The sequence below is a fragment of the Pantoea sp. UBA5035 genome, assembly GCF_002415245.1.
GTDB lineage: Bacteria > Pseudomonadota > Gammaproteobacteria > Enterobacterales > Enterobacteriaceae > Pantoea > Pantoea septica.
Genome location: NZ_DICD01000011.1, coordinates 44691 through 65972, shown reverse-complemented (window position 1 = coordinate 65972; position 21282 = coordinate 44691). Strand labels below are relative to the sequence as shown.

Below are 21282 nucleotides of genomic sequence, written 5' to 3'. Positions count from 1 at the left end.
ACAGTGATATGTTCATACATTAATCAGGTCCAGTTACCCTTTTAGTTACCATGCCAGGAAAAGTCTTAATCACGTCCCGTCAGCATCGGGAGAGCGCTAAACGGCCCTGAAAATAATAAACTGCACGGCTGACCACTTTTTTATCCGTCTGTTTTTTTTGGAATCTTTGTTGATTACAACACAGCGCCTGCTCACAGGCAGGCTGTGGGGAGTTGCACATGCTGTTGGTCACCTGGGATAGCGTCCTGGTCGGCGTTTCGCTGATTGTCGCTTTTATCGCCGCGTTTACCGCGCTGGACACGGCAGGGCGCGTCGCGGTGTCGCACGGCTGGATGGCGCGTTTATGGCTGCTGGCCGGCGGCATGGCGATGGGCATCGGCATCTGGGCGATGCATTTTATCGGCATGCTGGCGATGATGATGCCGATGCGCTACGACGTGAGCCTGACGGTGCTGTCGCTGCTGGCGGCCTGCGCCGCCTGTATGCTGGCCTTTGCGCAGACGCAGCACGGGCGTTTTAGCCGCCGACGCTGGCTGGCGGGCAGCGCCATGCTCGGCAGCGGCATCGTGGCGATGCACTATACCGGCATGCTTGCGCTGCTGATCTCGCCCGCGCCGCACTGGCGCTTTTCGCTGGTGGCGCTCTCCGTCGCCATCGCTTACCTCGCCTCCGGCGCCGCGCTCTGGCTGGCGTTTCATCTGCGCCAGGGCGAAAAATATCTGCTGACGATGCGCGCGCTCGGCGCGCTGGTGATGGGCGTCGCCATCGCCGGCATGCACTACACCGGCATGGCGGCGGCGCAGTTCGACCGCCACAGCATGCCGCTGGCGCAGGGCGTTAGCGGCCAGGGGCTGGCGGTGTGGGTCGCGCTCGGCACGCTCTCTATTCTCGGCTTTACGCTGCTCGCCTCGATGCTGGACGCCCAGCTGCGCGCCGCGCGCCTGGCGCAGCGCCTTAACCAGGCGAATCAGGAGCTGCATCAGCTGGCGATGCATGACAATCTCACCGCGCTGCCCAATCGCGTGATGCTGGAGCAGCGGCTGGACGTCGCGCTCAGCCAGACAACGCGCGATACGCCGGGTTTTACCCTGATGTATATGGATCTCGACGGCTTCAAAGCGGTCAACGACACCTGGGGTCACTACGTCGGCGATCGCCTGCTGATAGCGGTTGCCGACCGTCTGCGCCGCCAGCTCAGCGACGACAAAATATTGCTGGCGCGCCTCGGCGGCGATGAGTTTGTGCTGCTGGCGCAGGGCAACGAGAGCCGGCAGGCGGCGGCGCTGGCGCAGCGGCTGGTGAATACGATAGACGAGCCGTTCGAGCTGGATCGCTACCTGCTGCGCGTCTCGCTCAGCGTCGGCGTCGCGTTCTATCCGCAGCACGGTCGCAGCAAGCAGGAGCTGATGTTTAACGCCGATTCGGCGATGTACCACATCAAGCACAGCGGACGTAACGGCTACTGCCTGTTTGAGCCGGCGATGAGCGCCAGCGCGCAGCATCAGCTGGCGCTGGCCAACGACCTGTGGCAGGCGCTGGAGCGTCAGGAGATGCAGCTGTTCTACCAGCCGAAGTTCCGCTCCAGCAGCAGCGAACTGATCGGCTTTGAAGCGCTGCTGCGCTGGCAGCACCCGACGCGCGGCCTGCTGATGCCCGATATTTTTCTGCCGCGCGCCGAAAAGACCGGGCAGATTGTCGCGCTGGGCAACTGGGTGATTAACGAAGCCTGCCGCCAGCTCAAACAATGGCACAGCGACGGGCACCCAAACTGGACGGTGTCGGTTAACCTCTCGGCCCTGCAGTTTCACCAGCGCGATCTGCTGGAGACGGTGCGTCAGGCGCTGCTGCGCCATCAGCTGCCAGGCAGGTCGCTGACGCTGGAAATCACGGAGAGCATCGCGATGCGCGATCCGCAGTTCAGCCAGCAGCGCATCAGCGAGCTGCAAAAAATCGAGGTCAGAGTGGCGATCGATAATTTCGGCATCGGCTACGCTAACCTGCTGCACCTGAAACACCTTGAGGCCAGCGAGCTGAAGATCGACCGCAGCTTTATCAACAGCCTGCGCGCCGACAGCCAGGACGCCACCGTGGTGAGCGCGATGCTGGCGCTGGCGCAGACGCTTAACCTGCATATGGTGGCGGAAGGGGTCGAAACCGAAGAGCAGCAGACGTTGCTGACCCGGCTCGGCTTCGACGCTTTGCAGGGCTATCTGCTGGGCAAACCGACGCCGGCCGATCGCATCGCCGACTTCGCTACCGTCTGACGATAGATTTTAACGCTCACAGGCATCGGAAGCTTTCATCGTGGCAGGCTAATTACCCTTTGCCTTTTGCCGATAACCTGAGCAGATAATTCATCCTTGTGACTTTTTCATTACAACACCATGGCTGCGATTTTGCGCTTTAACGGGACTTCACTATGTTAGTGACCTCATACGATTCGTTTACCGTCATCGTTTCCATTCTCGTTGCGATGCTGGCGTCCTTTACTGCGCTGGATATGGCGGGACGCGTCGCCACCTCGACAGGAAAAGTCGCGCTGATATGGCTGTTCGGCGGCGGCTTCGCCATGGGCGTCGGCATCTGGGCGATGCACTTTATCGGCATGCTGTCGATGACCATGGAGATGGTGATGAGCTACGACGCGTCGCTCACCGGCGTCTCGATGGCAATTGCCGTTATCGCCTCGATCTTCGCGCTCTGGCTGGTCTGTCAGGGCGAGCTGCCGCTGAAAAAACTGCTGGGCGGCGCCCTGGTGCTGGGCAGCGGCGTGGTGGCGATGCACTACACCGGCATGGCGGCGCTGATGTTCTCGCCCGGCATCAGCTGGAACTGGGGCTGGATTGCGCTCTCGGTAGTGATTGCGCTGGTAGCGTCGGGCGCGGCGCTGTGGCTGGCGTTCAACCTGCGCGACGGCACCTCTGGCCGCACGACGCTGCTGCGCGTCGGCGCCTCGGTGGTAATGGGATGCGCCATCGCAGGCATGCACTATACCGGCATGGCGGCGGCCAGCTTCCCGGCGCACAGCCACGCCGGCACGATGGGCGTCAACAGCAACTGGCTGGCGATTCTGGTGACGGTGGTAACGCTGGCGATCCTCGGCATTACGCTGCTGGTGTCGATGCTCGACGCGCGCATGCAGGCGCGCACCGCCATTCTGGCGCGCTCGCTGGCGGAGGCGAACCGCGAACTGGCGCAGCTGGCGCTGCACGACAACCTGACGCGCCTGCCGAACCGCATTCTGCTGGAAGATCGTCTGGAGCAGGCGATCAATAAAGCCAATCGCGAACGCACCCAGTTTGCGCTGATGTTTATGGATCTTGACGGCTTCAAGGCGGTCAACGACGCCTTCGGCCACCACGTCGGCGACAACCTGCTGATCGCCGTCACCGAGCGCATGAGCGATCAGATGAAGGGTTACTACACCCTGGCGCGCATGGGCGGCGATGAGTTTGTGCTGCTGATTGATATTAACGATCCCAACGACGCCGCGACGGTGGCGGACACGCTGGTGAAGGCTATCGAGCGTCCGTTTGAGATCTCCCGCTACGAGCTGATGGTGTCGCTGAGTATCGGCATCGCCGTCTATCCGGGCGACGGCAACGACGAGCGCGAGCTGATGTTCAACGCCGACGCCGCCATGTACCACACCAAAAACAACGGCCGCAACGGGCATAACTTCTTCCAGCCCTCAATGAATACCCTGGCGCAGACCCAGCTGCAGCTTAACAACGATCTGTGGCACGCCCAGGAAAATCAGGAGCTGCGTCTGTTTTACCAGCCGAAATATTGCGCGCCGCGCGGCCCGATTATCGGCTTTGAAGCGCTGCTGCGCTGGCAGCATCCGACGCGCGGCCTGCTGACGCCCGATATCTTCCTGCCGCTGGCGGAGAAGACCGGCATGATCGTCAATATCGGCAGCTGGGTAATCAACGAGGCCTGCCGTCAGTTGCATGAGTGGCGTCAGCAGGGGCACACCAACTGGTCGGTCGCAGTTAACCTGTCGGCGCTGCAGTTTGAGCAGAGCAATCTGGTGGAGACGGTGACCGAGGCGCTGGCGGCGCATGCCATTCCGCCCGAGCTGCTGACGCTGGAAGTGACGGAAACCACCGCGATGCGCGATCCGGACGAGAGCGTGCGCATTCTGACCGAGCTGACGCGGCTGGGCGTTAAGGCGTCGATAGATGACTTCGGCACCGGCTATTCGAGCCTGCTCTATCTCAAGCGCCTGCCGGCCAGCGAGCTCAAGATTGACCGGGCGTTCGTTAACGAACTGCAGCACCAGACCGAAGACGCCACTATTGTTTCCGCCATCGTCGCGCTGGCGCAGTCGCTGGATCTCAAAGTGGTGGCGGAAGGGGTGGAGACCGCCGAACAGCAGGCTTTTTTAACCGGCTTAGGCTGCAATACCCTACAGGGATATCTGCTGGGCAAGCCCGTTCCGCCGGAAAAGGTCGAGGAGCTGCCCGATTTCGCGCCGGAACCGGAGCAGAAAAAAGGCGTTCTGCCGTCGCCTGCGCTCTGCGCGGCGCTGCCGGGATAAGCCGATCGCACAAAGTAGCAGGATTGTTGCTTTGTTATTTGTGTTTGGTTAGCAAAATCATGCTTTTATAGCGGATCTGCTGGCGGGCGCACATTGCAACAACCATCAGGTTTGCCACAATTAGCGGAAAGCTACCCGGAGAACCTGTATGACTGCCTCTTCTTCCAGTCTGATGTTGCTGATGTCCTTCGCGGCGGGCACCTTTGCCGCCGGCTCGTCGAATAATCCGCAACACCTGATGCTCGCCGGCCCGTCGGGCGGCGTGCCAAACAATCCTCTGCCGCTTATTATCTGGCCGCGCGTGGCGCTGGATGAGGCGCAGGAGGAGGAGCCCGATCTCGCCGGCTGGTTCGAGCAGACTTTTGCGCGCAACGGCTGGCCCCCCTCATGGCGTTACGACATTTTTCCTTATACCCACTACCATCCCAATACGCATGAGCTGCTGGGCGTGGCGCAGGGCTGGGCGGAAGTCCTGTTCGGCGGCGACACCGGCCGTATGGTGACGCTGCGCGCGGGCGACGCGGTGCTGATCCCGGCGGGCGTCGGCCATAAGCAGGTCTATGCCAGCGAGGACTTTATGGTGGTCGGCGCCTACCCGGAGGGCTTTGCGCCGGAGACCAACCGCGACGAGCCGGCCAGGCTGCGCGCGGCCGAGCAGGAGGTGAAGCAGGTGCCGCTGCCGACGCGCGATCCCTTTACCGGCAAAGAGGGCGCGCTGACCGATATCTGGACGCCGATCGCCGACCATTTCTGACCGGCGTCGCGTCATAAATTTGAAAACATCTCACCTTATTTTTGGCGTCATCATCGTCGAAAATAAGGCGCGTTATGTTCTCTGTCGATCAGGTTGTCGAACGCTTCTGGCCGCAGGCTCAGCCCGCAGGCTGGCAGCGTCGGGTGCTGCGCTGGGCGCTGCATGAAGAGGAGTTTCAGCGCTTCGCCGCGCGCTATCCGCATCTGAAAGGGCTGGATATGGTCGAGCAGATGCTGGAGCACCTCGACGTGCGCTGCGAGCTGAGCGAGCGCGATCTGGAGCAGATCCCGTCGCGCGGACCGGTGGTGATCGTCGCCAACCATCCGCTGGGGGCGCTCGACGGACTGGCGCTGCTGGCGGCGGTGGCGCAGGTGCGGCGCGATGTGAAAATCGTCGCCAACCGCATGCTGATGATGCTGGAGCCGCTCAGTACGCTGCTGCTGCCGGTAGACAACATGGGCAACCGCACCAGCCGCGACCAGCTTCAGCGTATGCAGCAGCACCTTAGCAACGACGGGGTGCTGATTATTTTCCCGGCGGGTGAAGTATCGCGCCTCGGCAGTCGCGGCGTGCGCGACGGCCGCTGGCATCACGCCTTTTTGCGTCTGGCGGCGCGCGCCCGTGCGCCGCTGGTGCCGGTTTTCGTCGACGGGCGCAACAGCGGCCTGTTCTACGCGGCGGCTAAAATCGCCCAGCCGCTGGCGCTGCTGATGCTGGTGCGCGAGATGTTCCGCCAGCGCGGCTCGCGCATCAAGCTGCATATCGGCGCGCAGATCCCCTTTGCGCACTGGCATGACGGCCATACGCCGGGCAAAGCGCTGGCGAAGCGGCTGCGCAAACACCTTTATCGCATCGGCCAGCAGCGTCCCGGCCTGTTCCAGACTGAAAAAGCGATCGCCCGCGCCGAAGATCGCGGCGAGCTGAAGCGCGCGCTGCGCGAGAGCGAGCATCTCGGCACCACCAGCGACGGCAAGCAGATCTACCTGTGGCGGCGCAACGGCGCCACCTGGGTGCCGCTGCTGCGCGAGCTGGGAAGGCTGCGGGAGATCGCCTTTCGCGCAGTGGGCGAGGGCAGCGGCCGCCGCCGCGATCTGGATAATTACGACGACGACTATTATCACCTGATCCTGTGGGACGACGCGCAGCTGGAGATCGTCGGCGCCTACCGCTTTATTCCCGGCGACGAACAGCTCGCCAGGCGCGGGCTGGAGGGCTTTTACAGCCACAGCCTGTTCCACTATGACGAGCGCATGATGCCGATTTTGCAGCAGAGCATCGAGCTGGGGCGCAGCTTTATTCAGCCCGCCTACTGGGGCAAGCGCGGGCTCGACTATCTCTGGCTCGGCATCGGCGCGTATCTGGCGCGCTATCCGCAGACGCGCTACCTGTTCGGCCCGGTCTCTATTTCCGGCGGCATGCCGCTGGCGGCGCGCGATCTGCTGGTGGCCTTTTATCGTCTCTATTTCCCCACCGGGCTGCCGCTGGCGACGTCGCGCCAGCCTTATCCCGCTTCGCTGCCGGACGTGCTGGCGCAGTTCAGCGGCGGCGACTATCAGGCGGATCTGCGCAGGCTTAAGCAGCTGTTGAGCAACCTCGGCTGCGCCATCCCGCCGCTTTATAAGCAATATTCCGAGCTGTGCGAGCCTGGCGGCGTGCAGTTTATCGATTTCGGCAGCGATCCCGACTTCAATCACTGCATCGACGGGCTGGTGCTGGTGGATCTTACGCGGCTAAAAGCGTCGCGCTACGAGCGCTATATCGCGGTGCATCAGGAAGCGCCGCAAGAGGCCGTTTCCTGACAGAAATCTTGATGCCTTGTCCCTTATAAGTTACATTCAGTCTCTACTCAGGGAATGAGGAGGCAATGATGTATCAGGTTAAGTACTATCAGGATGAACAGGGAAAACAGCCTTTCAACGACTGGCGAGAAAAGCTTAAAAAGAGCGATCTGCGCGCGCTTGCTAAAGTCGATAACGCTATTGACCGCGCAGAAGCGGGCAATTTTGGCGATCATAAATTTGAACGAGCTGGCGTATGGGAAATGCGCATTCATTACGGGCCGGGATATCGTGTTTATTACGCGTTACAAGATGGGCAGATCGTCCTGTTGTTAATGGGTGGCGATAAAAAATCGCAGAACAGCGATCTGGAAAGAGCCGTTTGTTATTTACAGGATTACAAAGCGAGATCGATGATATGAAGGCATTTGATAACCACCAAAGCTTACCGGCTGTTGGTCAGGATTTTCCGCCCGCGGCAGATCGCGACGTCCAGTTCATTGAAGAGCTACGCAACGATCCTGCTTATGCAGAAATCTATCTGCAAACCGCATTAGAGGACATTTACGAGGAAGGCGGGATACCTGCTTTTCTTACTGCTTTGCGCCGCGTTATCGAGGCGCGTGGCGGCGTCGGCGAAATCGCTAAACGCTCAGGTCTGGCTCGTCAAAACATATATCGGGCGTTATCTGCTGAGGGTAACCCTACGATTAAAACGCTCACTGAAATCACGCGCGCCGCTGGCGTGCGCCTGACGCCTCATCGCCTGTAGCGCTCTGCCCGGCGCGGCTAAGCCCGGCGTTTAGTGCTGGGCTTTGCGTGCATTTTGATTTTTAACTGCTTATCCTTCACCGCCAAATTCCCCGCACTAACATAAGCGCATTTACAGTTGAACATTTTCTCGCCACTGCCGATAACTCACCTACTAACTTTCGTGTTCCGCTCATTTGTACTTGTCAAAGCAGGTCGTTTCAGATGTAGTCGGGTCGTCATTAAGACCATTCTTAAATTTTTGGGGCAATTTCAGGCAGCGCAGCAACAGGCTAATAACAATGGATAAAAATGCTGATGTTATGTATCGGTTACTGGTACAGAGCGTGATCGACTACGCCATCTATATGCTGAAACCAGACGGCACGGTCGCTAACTGGAACGCTGGCGCGCAGCGGGCAAAAGGCTACACGCCGGATGAGATCGTGGGTAAGCATTTCTCGCTGTTTTACAGCGAAAACGATCGCTTAAACGGCGTGCCGCAGCGCGGTCTGGATACCGCCGCCCGCACCGGCAGTTTTGAAACCGAAGGCTGGCGCTACCGCAAAGACGGCAGCGCCTTCTGGGCCCATGTGGTTATCGACGCCATCCGCGGCCCGCACGGCGAGCTGATCGGCTTCGCCAAGATTACGCGCGACTGCACCGAGCAGCAGGCGCAGCAGCGCAAAGAGCGCGAGCAGGAAGCGCGCTTCCGCCTGCTGGTGGAAGGCGTCACCGACTACGCCATCTATATGCTGGATCACGACGGCCTGGTGGTGAACTGGAACGCCGGCGCGCAGCGCGCCAAAGGCTACGTGGCGGAAGAGATCGTCGGCCAGCACTTCTCCCGCTTCTACAGCGCCCAGGATCGTCAGGCGCATATCCCGGAAAAAAACCTGCAAACGGCGTATCGCACCGGCCGTTTCGAAGATCAGGGCTGGCGCTACCGCAAAGACGGCAGCGCCTTCTGGGCGCACGTCATCATTGACGCGGTGCGCGACGACGGCGGCAAGCTGATCGGCTACGCCAAGATTACGCGCGACTGCACCGAACAGCAGGCGATGCTGCGCGCGCAGCGCGAGCAGGAGCAGCGCTTCCGCCTGCTGGTGGAAGGCGTGACCGACTACGCCATCTATATGCTGGATCTGCAGGGCTGCGTGGTGAACTGGAACGCCGGGGCGCAGCGCGCCAAAGGCTACCTTGCCGAGGAAATCGTCGGGGAGCATTTCTCGGTATTCTACAGCGCGCAAGAGCGTTTGCTGGGCGCGCCGGACGCCAACCTGGCGATTGCGCTGGCGAACGGCCGCTTCGAAGATGAAGGCTGGCGTTACCGCAAAGACGGCAGCGCCTTCTGGGCGCACGTGGTGATTGACGCCATCCATAACGACGAAGGACGGCTGATCGGCTTCGCTAAAATCACCCGCGACATCACCGAGCGCCGCGAGCAGGAGCAGAAACTGCTGCGCGCCAAAGATCTGGCCGAAGCGCAGAGCGCGAAAATGTCGGCGCTGTCGAAATTCCTCGACAATATCATCGCCAATATTCCCTCCTGCGTGGTGGTCGAGGACGCCATTACGCGCGAAATCCTGCTGGTTAACGACCGGTCGGAAAAGCTGTTCGGCGTCTCGAAAGCGCTGCTGGTCAACAAAAAGCCGCACGAATGCATGTCGGCCGAACTCAGCGACTACTTCAACAGCCTGGCGGATATCGCGCTGCGCAGCGAAGGCATCCACCAGCGCGAACAGCAGCTGCTTACCGCCAGCGGCGAACGCATTCTGCATACTCGCGCCACCATCATTCGCGGACAGGACGCGCGGCAAAACTACATTATGCTGCTCGTCGAGGATGTCACCGATCAGCGCGCCGCCGACGCGCGCATTCACCATATGGCGCATCACGACAACCTCACCAGCCTGCCGAACCGTATTCTGTTCCGGCAGCGCCTGAGCGAGGCGCTGCGCGGCGACAGCCAGAGCGGCCGACACACCGCCACGCTTTGCCTCGATCTCGACAACTTTAAGAATGTTAACGACGCGCTCGGCCACCAGATCGGCGACGAACTGCTGCGCGCGGTGGCTAAACGCCTGCGCGCCGCGCTGCGCGATCGCGATACGCTGGCGCGCATTGGCGGCGACGAGTTCGCCATCGTGCTGCCCGCTATCGGCAGCGCGGAAGAGGCGGCGCTGGTCGCCCAGCGGCTAATCGAAGCGATACGTCCGCCGGTCAATATCGAAGGCCATAACCTGAGCGTCGGCCTCAGCGTCGGCATCGCCCTGAGCGCGACCATCACCAACACGCCGGAGCAGATGCTGCGCTGCGCCGATATGGCGCTCTATGAGGCCAAGCGCAACGGGCGCAACCGCTACGAGCACTTTACGCTGGAGATGGACGACGTGGCGCGCAGCCGCCGCGTGATCGAGAACGATCTGCGCGAGGCGATCGGCAGCCAGCAGCTTAAGCTCTACTATCAGCCGATTACCGACGGCGAAGCGGTGCAGTCGATTATCGGCTACGAGGCGCTGATGCGCTGGCACCATCCGGTGAAAGGGCTGATTATGCCGAACGACTTTATTCCCATCGCGGAAGAGAGCGGGCTGATCCATATGCTTGGCGCCTATGCGCTGTTCGAAGCCTGCCGCGAAGCGACCACCTGGGACGGCAAGCAGTCGGTGTCGGTCAACCTGTCGCCGCTGCAGTTTAAAAACAGCTCGCTGGTCTCGGTGGTGGAGGCCGCGCTGCGCGACTCCGGCCTGGAGCCGAGCCGGCTGGAGGTGGAGATCACCGAGTCGGTGCTGCTCGACGACTCGCTCGGCAATATCCGCACGCTGGAGAGCCTGAAGAAACTCGGCGTGCAAATCGCGCTGGATGACTTCGGCACCGGCTACTCGTCGCTCAGCTATCTGCGATCTTTCCCGTTCGACAAGATCAAAATCGACAAGTCCTTTATCAGCGATATGGGCGACAGCCGCGAGGCGCTGGCGATTATTCGCGCCATTACCGGCATGAGCCGCAGCCTGGATATTCAGATTACCGCCGAAGGGGTAGAAAGCAGCGAACAGTTCGCGAAGCTGCGTGAAGAGGGCTGCACCCTGTTTCAGGGCTACTACTTCGGCCGTCCGCAGCCGTCGGAGCTGCGGCTGAAGGCGCTCTCCGACCCGAGCTAATCGTAGAGGCCGTGCTGCTGCACCGGCGCGTGGCTGAGGTTGTCGCGGATGCGGCGCACCGACTCGCGCACCACCAGCTTGCCGTGCAGCAGCAGGGTGCCGGGCAGCGTCTGCGCGTTCAGGCGCATGTTCTGCACCATGCGCACCGCCTCTGCGCCCAGCTCGTCGCGCGGCACCTGCACGGAAGTGAGCGGAATGTCGTGAATAGCGGCGAGATTGAAGCCGTCCATGCTCATCACCGAAATATCCTGCGGCACGCGCAGTCCGGCCTGCTGCAGCGCCTCCACCGCGCCGGCGGCGATATAGTCGCCGCTGGCCAGAATCGCGGTAGGGCGCTGGGCGTGCGGGCAGTGCTTCAGGTATTCGCTCAGTCTCTCCGCCGCCTCGATCCGACTGAAGCTGGTAAGCGTCAACAGATGCTGGCGGCTGTCGAAGCGCAGATTCATGGCGTGCCAGGCGTCGCGCACGCCCTGCAGACGCTGCTCCATGGTGTAGCGGCGCAGGCAGTGCAGCGACAAAATCTGGCGGTGCCTCTGCTCAAACAGATAGCGGGCGGCGCTTTCGCCGATCAGCTGATGATGCGGCGAGACCGAAGAGAGCCGCATACGGCGATCCATCGCATTGATCAACACGCAGGGCTTATCGATCTCCGCCGCGAGCTGGTGGATATGATCGTCGTCGATCCCGACCAGCAGCGCGGCGTCGGTTTGCTGCATCTTCTCCAGAAACAGCGCCGTGTCGCTCTCATTCTCCTCCAGCGCGCAGTAGCGTAAACGCACCTCGTGCGGGGCGATCGCCTGGGCGATGCCCTGAATCACCTTGTAGTAAAAGATATCGCTGCGCACATCGAACGCGCGGGGCGGCGCGAACACCATCAGATTATTCAGCAGCAGGCGGCCGCTGTGCAGGTTATCCAGCACGCCCTGCTGCTGCGCCACCGCCAGCACTTTATCGCGCGTGCTGGCGCGTGTATTGGCTTTGCCGGCCAGCACGCGCGACACGGTGCTGATCGAGACGCCGCTCAGCGCCGCAATTTCGCTGATTTTTAGCCTTTGTTTCATTTTGTGATCGTCCTCAAATCTGCTGATGAAAAAATTTTCATTGCGTGCTGAATCGCGTCAGATAAGGCAAAGAGGCCGCTTAAAACGCGCCAAAAAGTTTGCCACGAAAAAGTTTGCAAAAAAGAGGCTATACCGACGTTTCCCGCTTTTTTAAGGTGCCAGACAGGTTCACGCAGTACGCCGGAGGGCGGTGTGAAGGATCAAACCGGCCGTTAAAAGCCTGCACAGGAGCTGACAAATGAGCCTTGAATCAACGACTAAGCCAATCGGCGCCGCGCGAACGCTGCGCGCCGTTAAAAATCTCCGCTGGTGGATGCTGGGACTGTTTCTGCTGGGCGTGACGGTAAACTATGTGACGCGCAATTCACTCGGCATTCTTGCGCCGGAGCTGAAAACCAGCCTCAATATGAGCACCGAACACTACTCCTGGGTGGTGGCGGCGTTTCAGCTTGCCTATACCCTGTTTCAGCCGCTCTGCGGCTGGCTGATCGACGTCATCGGCCTGAAGATGGGCTTTTTGATCTGCGCGCTCATCTGGTCGGTGACCTGTCTGCTGCATGCTGGCGCGGGAAGCTGGCTGCATCTGGCGCTGCTGCGCTTTGTGATGGGCGCGTCGGAGGCGGCGGCGACGCCCGCCAACGCCAAGGCGATAGGCGACTGGTTCCCGAAAAAAGAGCGGCCGGTCGCCGCAGGCTGGGCGGGCGTCGGCTTTTCGGTCGGCGCGATGCTGGCGCCGCCGATCATCTATGTGGCGCATATCACCTTCGGCTGGCAGGGCGCGTTTCTGCTCACCGGCGGGCTGGGACTGCTGTGGGTCGGTCTCTGGTGGTGGGGCTATCAGTCGCCGGAAAAGCATGCCCGACTTTCGGACGAAGAGCGTGCCTGGATTAAGCAGGACAACGAAGCCGTGGGCGAAAAGCTGCCGTTCTTTCAGGCGCTGAAAACCATCGGCAAAGAGAAGAAATTTTACGGCATCGCCATTCCGGCGTTTCTCGCCGAGCCCGCCTGGGCGGTGTTGAGCTTCTGGGTGCCGCTCTATCTGGCTAACGAGCGCGGCATGGATCTTAAGCAGATCGTGATGTTCGCCTGGCTGCCGTTTCTCGCCGCCGATCTCGGCAGCGTCGCCAGCGGCTACCTGACCAAAATCTATGTGAAGTGGTTCGGCCTGACGCGCGTCAACTCTATCGTCGCCAGCTCGATCACCGGCGCCGTGCTGATGATCTCGCTGGCGCTGATGACCCTCGTTAAAGATCCGTATCTGGCGATCGCCCTGATCTCGATCGGCGGCTTCGGCCATCAGGTGATCTCCTGCATGCTCAGCGCGCTGGTGGTAGAGCGCTTCGATCGCCGCCAGATGGCGACGGTTAACGGCATGCGCGGATCCTGCGCCTGGATCGCCAGCTTTATCTTCTCTCTGATTATCGGCGTCACCGCCGACACCATTGGTTTCAATCCGCTGTTCGTCGCCATGGGCTTTTTCGACCTGGTGGGCGCGATTTTCCTGGTGATGTTTATCGCCGAACGTCGGCAGCGCAGCGCGCAACAATAAGGACACCGTTATGAAAACCCTGAAGAACTGGACGCTGAGTCAGCACGCCGATCATTTTGTCGAGCTAAAGGTGGATAACCGCCATCTGCTGCGCCTGTATGTGCTGGAGTCGGGTCTGATGCGCGTGCTGCTGAAGCGCGACGGCGAGCTGGCGCTGAACCGGACCTGGAGCATTGCGCCAGGCGACGACGTGCCCTGGGAAGGGCGCGATCGCGAATCCCTCGACGGCTTCGGGCTGCCGGGCTTTCAGCTGGAGCACGAGGCGAACCAGCTGCGCATCAGCACCGACCGGCTGCGCGTGACGGTGCATCATCCGCTCTGCCTGAGCTGGGAGCATTATCATCAGGGGCAGTGGCAGCCGCTGGCGGCCGATCGCCACACCGGCGCCTATTTGCTGAACGCGCACGGCGACGGCGTGGAGCACTATCAGCGTCGTCAGCCGCAGGATCGCGTCTACGGCCTCGGCGAGAAGAGCGGCGACTTGAACCGCAGCGGCCGCCGCTTCGAGATGCGCAACCTCGACGCAATGGGCTATAACGCCGCCAGCACCGATCCTCTCTATAAGCATATTCCCTTTACCCTGACGCAGCGCGACGGCGTCAGCTTCGGCCTGTTCTACGACAACCTGAGCAGCAGCTGGCTCGATCTCGGCAACGAACTGGACAACTACCATCTGCCGTATCGCCGCTACCGCGCCGAAGCGGGCGATCTCGACTACTACCTGATGCTGGGGCCGAGGCTGCTGGATGTCACCCAGGCCTTCGTGCGCCTGACCGGCAGGACTATTTTTCAGCCGAAGTGGAGCCTGGGCTACAGCGGCTCGACCATGCACTACACCGACGCCCCCGATGCGCAGCAGCAGCTGCAGGGCTTTATCCGCCTCTGCCGCGAACATGAGATCCCCTGCGATTCGTTTCAGCTCTCCTCGGGCTATACCTCGATCAACAACAAGCGCTATGTCTTTAACTGGAACTACGACAAGGTGCCGAACCCCAACGGCATGAGCGCGGCGTTCCACGCGGCGGGCATGAAGCTGGCGGCCAATATCAAACCCTGCCTGCTGCAGGATCATCCGCGCTATCAGGAAGTGGCGTCGCAGGGGCTGTTTATTCGCGACTCGGAGCTGGATCGCCCTGAGCGTTCGGTGTTCTGGGACGATGAAGGATCGCATCTCGACTTTACGCATCCGCAGGCGGTGCGCTGGTGGCAGGAGAACGTCACCGCGCAGCTGCTGGAAAAGGGTATCGACGCGACCTGGAACGACAACAACGAATATGAGGTGTGGGACGGCGAAGCGCGCTGCCACGGGTTCGGGCAGAGCATCGCCATTAAACACATTCGCCCGGTGATGCCGCTGCTGATGATGCGCGCCTCGCTGGAGGCGCAGCAGCGCTTCGCGCCGGAGAAGCGACCCTATCTGATCTCCCGCTCCGGCTGCGCCGGGATGCAGCGCTATGTGCAGACGTGGAGCGGAGATAACCGCACCAGCTGGCAGACGCTGCGCTATAACATCCGCATGGGACTAGGCATGAGCCTTTCGGGCTTGTTTAACGTCGGTCACGACGTCGGCGGCTTCTCCGGCGACAAGCCGGACGCCGAACTGTTTGTGCGCTGGGTGCAGAACGGCGTGATGCATCCGCGCTTCACCATCCACTCCTGGAACGACGATCACACCGTGAACGAACCCTGGATGTATCCGGAGGTGACGCCGCTGATCCGCGAGGCGATCCGTCTGCGCTACCGCCTGATGCCCTATCTTTACACGCTGCTGTGGCAGGCGAGCGCGCAGGATGAGCCGATGCTGCGTCCCACTTTCCTCGATCACGAAGAGGACAGCGAGACCTGGCGGGAAAACGACGATTTTCTGCTGGGGCGCGATCTGCTGGTGGCCAGCGTGGTGGAGGAGGGCAGCCGGGAGCGCGAGGTCTATCTGCCGCGCAATGCCCACGGCTGGTATGACTGGCACAGCGGCCAGTGGCTGGCGGGCGGTCAGACCGTGACGCTGGACGCGCCGCTCGATCGCTTGCCGCTGCTGGCGCGCGCCGGTTCCGCCATTCCGCTGGGACGCTGCGAAAGCACCACCGATGCGCGGCTCGACAGCGTGCGCGAACTGCAGCTGTGGCCTGCGCCGGGCGAAGCGCGCACCGAGGGCGAGTTTTTCGACGACGACGGCGAGAGTCACGGCTGGCGGCAGGGCAATGCGCTCTGGATACGCTGGGCGCTGCGCAGCAGCAGCGATCGGCTTGAGCTGACGCTGGAGAAGCGCGGCGACTATCAGCCGGCGTGGCGTGAGATTGAAGTGTTGCTGCCCGCAGGCGAGCGGCGCGAGCTGTGGATCAACGGCGAGAAGAGCGGGCGGTTTAACTTGTAATCTGTAACAAGGGTGGGGCGTTCATGGCAAACCGCACTGCACCTAAAGCGCGGGCAGGATGGCCCGAAGAGCAAAGCGTCCCGCGCCATGGACGGCGCGGGCCGAGCGAGCATGGATGCCTTGAGCGACTTTGCGATCGGGCCATCCTGCCCGCGCAGGCGTCTCAGCCATTAGCGCCGTGGCTTTCCGCATTCATACGCGCCAGATCTTTATCGATCAGGAACAGGCCTTCGCCTTTGTTGCCCACCAGCGCCAGCTTATCCAGTACGGTTTTAAACAGCTTCTCTTCTTCGTGCTGCTCAGCCACGTACCACTGCAGGAAATTAAAGGTGGAGTAGTCGAGAGAGGTAATGGCCGCATGCGCCAGCTCGTTGATTTTGCGCGTGATCAGCTTCTCGTGCTCCAGCGCCTGCTCCAGCAGCTCCGGCAGCGAGTTATAGGCGACCGGCGGCGCGGCGATAGAGCCCAGCACCGGCATCGCGCCGGTATCGCTCAGGTAGTCGAACAGGCGCTGCATATGCTCCATCTCTTCGCGGGAGTGCTCTTTCAGAAACGCCGCTGCGCCTTCCAGACCTTTATCGCTGCACCACGCGCTCATCTGTAAATAGAGATTCGCGGAGAAAAATTCGAGGTTAAGTTGATCGTTAAGACGCGCAGTCATTTCAGCAGTCAGCATGAGCGATTCCTTTATAGAAGCAGAATAAGTAAACAGGTGAGAAGTGGTGAATTATGCACCATGAGGCGTAGTGAAAGATAGTTTTTTACTTAAAAATCACATTTTATCTAATTGATTTAAATAGAATTATTTAGCTATTTGAATGCGAGCGATTATCATTCCTCGACCAGTTAAGCTTCGCACTATGTCAGTGCGCAGCCGTTGCGCATTGATGGTGCAGGGAGGCTTATTTTCTGTGGCGATGTAAAAAAGGCGCGATATTCGCCGCGTCAGGCTGCCGCTGAGAAATATAAAACGATGCAGATTTAATCGATTATTTATTTAAAAGCGAAAGAGAGGAAAACTTTATTTTCAAAAGAGACGTTATGCGGCGGCTGGCATAAATCCTGCAACCGTCTGAGTTCCATATATCGCAACTGATAAACGATTCGCAGGGAATAACCATGTCTGAAGAAAAAATAACGCTGACAGGCGAACAGGTTTCAGCCAGCAAAGGAAGTTATCTGGCGCTGATTGTGGCTATCCTCTTTTTTTCAGGATTGCTCTACCAGGTCGACGGCTTTCACTGGCTGGGCGCCTTTGACTTCACCACGCTCGGCGGCAGCTTCGGCACCATGAAGGATCCCGCCAGCAATACCTTTCTCGGCGCGGGCGGGCTGAGCGCCAAAGCGGGCTTTCTCTTCGCGCTCTCGCTGACGCCGACCGTCATGCTGGCGCTGGGCGTCCTGGAAATCTTTACTCACTACGGCGCGATGCGCGCGGCGCACAAGCTGTTGACGCCGCTGCTGCAGCCGCTGATGGGACTGCCGGGGCGCTGCGGGCTGGCGCTGATTACCGATCTGCAGAGTACCGATGCGGGCGCCGCGCTGACCAAAGAGATGTATGACCGCGGACAGGTAACGAAAAAAGATATTGTGGTGATGAGCGCCTGGCAATATTCCGGCGCGGGATTGATCAATAACTATTTTGCTATCGGGTCGGCGCTGTTCGCCTCGATGACGCTGCCGATTATTATTCCGCTCGCCTTGATGTTCGTTCTTAAATTTGTCGGTGCGGCGCTGACGCGTTGTGTGTTAAACAGTGTTTATAAAAAGGATTTCAGCGATGGAAAATAACGGCGCGGTAAAAAGCAGTCACAACCCTTTTGATATTTTTGTCGCCGGCGCGCGCAAAGGTTTCCATATTGCCATTCATAATCTGATGCCGAACGTAGTGATGGCCTATGTGCTGGCAGAAGTGCTTAATTTACTCGGTATTATGCCGTTTCTCGGCCAGCTGTTCGCGCCGGTGATGGGGCTGTTCGGCCTGCCGGGCGAAGCGATTACCGTTCTGCTGACCGCCTGGCTCTCCTCTTCAGCCGGTACCGGCGTAGCGGTAAGCCTGCTGGCTAAAGGGATACTGACCGGCGCGGATGTCACTATTCTGGCACCCGCCATTTTCCTGATGGGATCGCAGCTGCAGTACATGGGCCGCCTGCTGGGCGTAGCCGACGTGCCGAAAAAATACTGGCCGCTGCTGATGCTGGTAAGCGTCATCAATGCGGCGATCGCGATGTTCGTTATGCGTCTTTTTGTTTAGGAGAGAAGCGGTGTCAAAGGTCTTAGAGCACTATCACTATCTGCATGAGATTCCAGAACTGGGCTTTCAGGAGTTTAAAACGTCCGCCTATATTGCCGATCAGCTTGAGAAAGCCGGGCTGAAAGTGACGCGCAATATCAATCAGACCACCGGCATCGTGGCGGAGATCGACAGCGGCGTACCGGGTCCGGTGCTGGCGCTGCGTGCCGACATGGACGCGCTCGGCCATATCATCGATGGCGTCGCCTGCGCGCGCCATACCTGCGGCCATGACGGCCACTCTTCCGTGGTATTGACCGCCGCGCAGGAGCTGCTGGCGGAGGGCGCAGTGAAAAAAGGGCGGCTGAAAATTCTGTTCCAGCCGGCCGAAGAGCTGGGCGCCGGCGCGCTGGCGATGGTAGAGGGCGGCGCGCTGGATGACGTGGAAATGATCTTCGGATTCCATCTGCGGCCGCTGGAGGAGTGCGTGGTGGGCCAGGCAACGCCAGCGGTGCTCTACTCCGCCTGCTCGACGCTGGAGGCCACCATCAAAGGCGCGCCCGCGCACGCCGCGCGTCCGCATCTCGGCGTCAACGCGCTGGACGCGGCGGTGCAGGCGGTCAATGCGGTCAACGCGATTCATCTCTCGCCGGGGCTTAACTGGAGCGTGAAGGCGACCCGCTTTCTCTGCGACGCCGGCGTCACTAACTCGGTGCCCGACGAGGCGCGCGTGGTCTGGGATCTGCGTTCGCAGGAGAACGCGCCGATGGAGGTGCTGAAAGAGAAGGTCACGCAGGCGATCCAGCACAGCGTCGCGGCGCTGGGCGCGACGGCACAGGTAGTGGTGCTGAAAGAGATGCCGGCGGCGGAGATCCATGATGAAGCGACGGCGGTAATCCGTGCAGCGATTACCGAGGTGCTGGGCGCAGAGGGATTGCTGGAGGCGAAAACCACGCCGGGCAGCGAAGATTTCTTTTTCTATCCGGTCAAGCGCCCGCACGTCAAGGCGGGCTTCTGGGGACTCGGCACCAACCTGACGCCGGGCCTGCACCATCCCGACATGCGCTTCGATCTCAACGCGCTGGAGATCGGCGTGAATATCTTTAAATCCTGCGTAAAAAGGGTGCTGGGGTAAACAAGAGGCCGTCCGCCCGCATGCCTGCGGGCGGCGCTGAAATTTTCCCGGCCCTGTTCGCCGCCGCGCGCAAAATATTGTATGCTATGCCGCCTTAACGAAGACTGGGTAACCGGAATCGCCGCCAATGTAGAACGCGCATCAACCATCGCCTTCTGACGCCGTTGCGTCACGCCTGGCTCCGTTTACCTGCCGGATTTCCGGCCATCATGATTACTCTGCAGCGTCCTCCTGTGTGACGTTGCCTCGATGAGAAGAACTCACTCATGTCTAATTTCATGCAAGAGGTGGCGCGCCGCCGCACCTTTGCGATCATTTCGCACCCCGATGCCGGTAAAACCACCATCACTGAAAAAGTACTGCTGTTCGGACAGGCTATCCAGACCGCCGGTACGGTAAAAGGTCGCGGCTCGAGCCAGCACGCCAAATCGGACTGGATGGAGATGGAGAAGCAGCGCGGCATCTCTATTACCACCTCCGTTATGCAGTTCCCTTACCGCGAGAGCCTGGTCAACCTGCTCGACACGCCGGGGCACGAAGACTTCTCGGAAGATACCTACCGTACCCTGACGGCGGTGGACTGCTGCCTGATGGTGATCGACGCGGCCAAAGGGGTCGAGGATCGTACCCGTAAGCTGATGGAAGTCACCCGTCTGCGCGACACGCCGATCCTGACCTTTATGAACAAGCTCGACCGCGACATCCGCGATCCGATGGAGCTGCTGGATGAAGTGGAGAGCGAGCTGAAAATCGCCTGCGCGCCCATTACCTGGCCTATCGGCTGCGGCAAGCTGTTCAAAGGCGTTTACCACCTCTATAACGACGAAACCTATCTCTACCAGACGGGTAAAGGCCACACCATTCAGGAAGTGCGCATCGTCAAAGGGCTGGATAACCCAGAGCTGGACAGCGCGGTCGGCGAAGAGCTGGCGGCGCAGCTGCGCGAAGAGCTGGAGCTGGTTAAAGGCGCGTCGCACGAGTTCGATCGCGAGCTGTTCCTGAGCGGCGATATCACGCCGGTCTTTTTCGGCACTGCGCTGGGCAACTTCGGCGTCGATCATATGCTCGACGGCCTGGTCTCCTGGGCGCCCGCGCCGATGCCGCGCGCGACCGACGTGCGTACCGTCACCGCGCAGGAAGAGAAGTTCACCGGCTTCGTGTTCAAGATTCAGGCGAACATGGACCCGAAACACCGCGACCGCGTCGCCTTTATGCGCGTGGTTTCCGGTAAGTATGAAAAAGGCATGAAGCTGCGTCAGGTGCGCACCGGCAAAGATGTGGTGATCTCCGACGCGCTGACCTTTATGGCGGGCGACCGCTCGCACGTGGAAGAGGCCTGGCCGGGCGACATCATCGGTCTGCACAACCACGGCACCATTCAGATCGGCGACACCTTTACCCAGGGCGAGAACATGAAGTTCACCGGCATTCCGAACTTCGCCCCTGAGCTGTTCCGTCGCATTCGCCTGCGCGATCCGCTCAAGCAGAAACAGCTGCTGAAAGGGCTGGTGCAGCTGTCGGAAGAGGGCGCGGTGCAGGTGTTCCGTCCGGTGCACAACAACGATCTGATCGTAGGCGCGGTGGGTGTGCTGCAGTTCGACGTCGTCGTGGCGCGTCTGAAAAGCGAATACAACGTCGAAGCGATCTACGAAGCGATCAACGTCTCGACGGCGCGCTGGGTCGAGTGCAGCGATGCGAAGAAATTCGAAGAGTTCCAGCGTAAAAACGAGGTCAACCTCGCGCTGGACGGCGGCGATAATCTGACCTACATCGCACCGACCATGGTTAACCTGAACATCACGCAAGAGCGTTATCCTGACGTGATTTTCCGTAAAACGCGCGAGCATTAATCCGCGCTGCAACAGGGCTGACCAGCTTTGGCTGGCCCTGTTCTCTCTCTCCAGACTCCTCCTAAAAACTCTGTTTTTTCGCTTAACTGGCGTG

At 60.4% G+C, this 21282-nt stretch carries 15 protein-coding genes; 13 read left to right on the top strand and 2 right to left on the bottom strand.

Annotation, left to right across the window (positions count from 1 at the left end):
* Positions 1-218: 218 nt before the first annotated feature.
* The 7 genes from B3229_RS07775 (at position 219) to B3229_RS07745 (ending at position 10989) form a co-directional block, all read left to right on the top strand.
* Positions 219-2264 (top strand): putative bifunctional diguanylate cyclase/phosphodiesterase, encoded by a 2046-nt coding sequence (locus tag B3229_RS07775; RefSeq protein WP_286870268.1) that lies wholly within the window; start codon positions 219-221, stop codon positions 2262-2264.
* Between the two features lie 155 nt (positions 2265-2419).
* Positions 2420-4543 (top strand): putative bifunctional diguanylate cyclase/phosphodiesterase, encoded by a 2124-nt coding sequence (locus tag B3229_RS07770; RefSeq protein WP_048780947.1) that lies wholly within the window; start codon positions 2420-2422, stop codon positions 4541-4543.
* 148 nt (positions 4544-4691) lie between these two features.
* Entirely contained in the window at positions 4692-5297 is a 606-nt protein-coding gene (locus tag B3229_RS07765) for a cupin domain-containing protein (protein WP_286870267.1), read from the top strand.
* Between the two features lie 74 nt (positions 5298-5371).
* Entirely contained in the window at positions 5372-7096 is a 1725-nt protein-coding gene (locus B3229_RS07760) for a lysophospholipid acyltransferase family protein (protein WP_286870266.1), read from the top strand.
* A 65-nt stretch (positions 7097-7161) separates the two neighbouring features.
* Positions 7162-7497, top strand: a complete 336-nt coding sequence (locus B3229_RS07755) for a type II toxin-antitoxin system RelE/ParE family toxin (protein WP_286870265.1) — start codon at positions 7162-7164, stop codon at positions 7495-7497.
* On the top strand, positions 7494-7847 hold the full coding sequence (locus B3229_RS07750) for a DNA-binding protein (protein ID WP_048780951.1): 354 nt from the start codon (positions 7494-7496) through the stop codon (positions 7845-7847). The genes B3229_RS07755 and B3229_RS07750 overlap by 4 nt, the downstream gene beginning before the upstream one ends.
* A 280-nt stretch (positions 7848-8127) precedes the next feature.
* Complete coding sequence (locus tag B3229_RS07745) at positions 8128-10989, top strand: EAL domain-containing protein (protein WP_286870264.1); 2862 nt, start codon at positions 8128-8130, stop codon at positions 10987-10989.
* On the opposite strand, the gene B3229_RS07740 is transcribed toward B3229_RS07745, so the two are convergent.
* Complete coding sequence (locus tag B3229_RS07740) at positions 10986-12050, bottom strand: LacI family DNA-binding transcriptional regulator (protein WP_286870263.1); 1065 nt, start codon at positions 12048-12050, stop codon at positions 10986-10988. The two genes, B3229_RS07745 and B3229_RS07740, sit on opposite strands and share 4 nt — an antisense overlap.
* Positions 12051-12288: 238 nt before the next feature.
* Between B3229_RS07740 and B3229_RS07735 the strand changes: the two genes are divergently transcribed.
* Both B3229_RS07735 and B3229_RS07730 read left to right on the top strand, forming a co-directional pair.
* On the top strand, positions 12289-13599 hold the full coding sequence (locus tag B3229_RS07735; RefSeq protein ID WP_286870262.1) for an MFS transporter: 1311 nt from the start codon (positions 12289-12291) through the stop codon (positions 13597-13599).
* A gap of 10 nt (positions 13600-13609) precedes the next feature.
* Complete coding sequence (locus tag B3229_RS07730; RefSeq protein ID WP_286870261.1) at positions 13610-15970, top strand: glycoside hydrolase family 31 protein; 2361 nt, start codon at positions 13610-13612, stop codon at positions 15968-15970.
* Between the two features lie 163 nt (positions 15971-16133).
* Here the strand turns inward: B3229_RS07730 and ftnA are convergent, their stop codons facing one another.
* Positions 16134-16646, bottom strand: a complete 513-nt coding sequence (gene ftnA, locus B3229_RS07725; RefSeq protein ID WP_048780956.1) for a non-heme ferritin — start codon at positions 16644-16646, stop codon at positions 16134-16136.
* A 443-nt stretch (positions 16647-17089) separates the two neighbouring features.
* Here ftnA and B3229_RS07720 point away from each other — a divergent pair, with 443 nt between their 5' ends.
* From B3229_RS07720 to prfC, 4 genes are all read left to right on the top strand, one after another.
* On the top strand, positions 17090-17761 hold the full coding sequence (locus tag B3229_RS07720; protein WP_286870260.1) for a nucleoside recognition domain-containing protein: 672 nt from the start codon (positions 17090-17092) through the stop codon (positions 17759-17761).
* Entirely contained in the window at positions 17751-18224 is a 474-nt protein-coding gene (locus tag B3229_RS07715) for a YjiG family protein (RefSeq protein ID WP_286870259.1), read from the top strand. Before B3229_RS07720 ends, B3229_RS07715 begins: the two co-directional genes overlap by 11 nt.
* 10 nt (positions 18225-18234) lie before the next feature.
* Positions 18235-19338, top strand: coding sequence for a M20 peptidase aminoacylase family protein (locus tag B3229_RS07710; protein WP_286870258.1), 1104 nt, complete (start codon positions 18235-18237; stop codon positions 19336-19338).
* A gap of 266 nt (positions 19339-19604) precedes the next feature.
* The gene (prfC, locus tag B3229_RS07705) at positions 19605-21188 is read left to right on the top strand and encodes a peptide chain release factor 3 (protein WP_033752390.1); all 1584 of its coding nucleotides are present in this window, start codon (positions 19605-19607) and stop codon (positions 21186-21188) included.
* Positions 21189-21282 lie beyond the last annotated feature (94 nt).

Coding starts and splice junctions, on each gene's coding strand:
- prfC (WP_033752390.1), top strand. CDS start 19,605: ATGTCTAATTTCATGCAAGAGGTGGCGCGCCGCCGCACCTTTGCGATC.
- B3229_RS07740 (WP_286870263.1), bottom strand. CDS start 12,050: ATGAAACAAAGGCTAAAAATCAGCGAAATTGCGGCGCTGAGCGGCGTC.
- B3229_RS07755 (WP_286870265.1), top strand. CDS start 7,162: ATGATGTATCAGGTTAAGTACTATCAGGATGAACAGGGAAAACAGCCT.
- B3229_RS07730 (WP_286870261.1), top strand. CDS start 13,610: ATGAAAACCCTGAAGAACTGGACGCTGAGTCAGCACGCCGATCATTTT.
- ftnA (WP_048780956.1), bottom strand. CDS start 16,646: ATGCTGACTGCTGAAATGACTGCGCGTCTTAACGATCAACTTAACCTC.
- B3229_RS07735 (WP_286870262.1), top strand. CDS start 12,289: ATGAGCCTTGAATCAACGACTAAGCCAATCGGCGCCGCGCGAACGCTG.
- B3229_RS07760 (WP_286870266.1), top strand. CDS start 5,372: ATGTTCTCTGTCGATCAGGTTGTCGAACGCTTCTGGCCGCAGGCTCAG.
- B3229_RS07715 (WP_286870259.1), top strand. CDS start 17,751: ATGGAAAATAACGGCGCGGTAAAAAGCAGTCACAACCCTTTTGATATT.
- B3229_RS07720 (WP_286870260.1), top strand. CDS start 17,090: ATGTCTGAAGAAAAAATAACGCTGACAGGCGAACAGGTTTCAGCCAGC.
- B3229_RS07750 (WP_048780951.1), top strand. CDS start 7,494: ATGAAGGCATTTGATAACCACCAAAGCTTACCGGCTGTTGGTCAGGAT.
- B3229_RS07765 (WP_286870267.1), top strand. CDS start 4,692: ATGACTGCCTCTTCTTCCAGTCTGATGTTGCTGATGTCCTTCGCGGCG.
- B3229_RS07745 (WP_286870264.1), top strand. CDS start 8,128: ATGGATAAAAATGCTGATGTTATGTATCGGTTACTGGTACAGAGCGTG.
- B3229_RS07775 (WP_286870268.1), top strand. CDS start 219: ATGCTGTTGGTCACCTGGGATAGCGTCCTGGTCGGCGTTTCGCTGATT.
- B3229_RS07770 (WP_048780947.1), top strand. CDS start 2,420: ATGTTAGTGACCTCATACGATTCGTTTACCGTCATCGTTTCCATTCTC.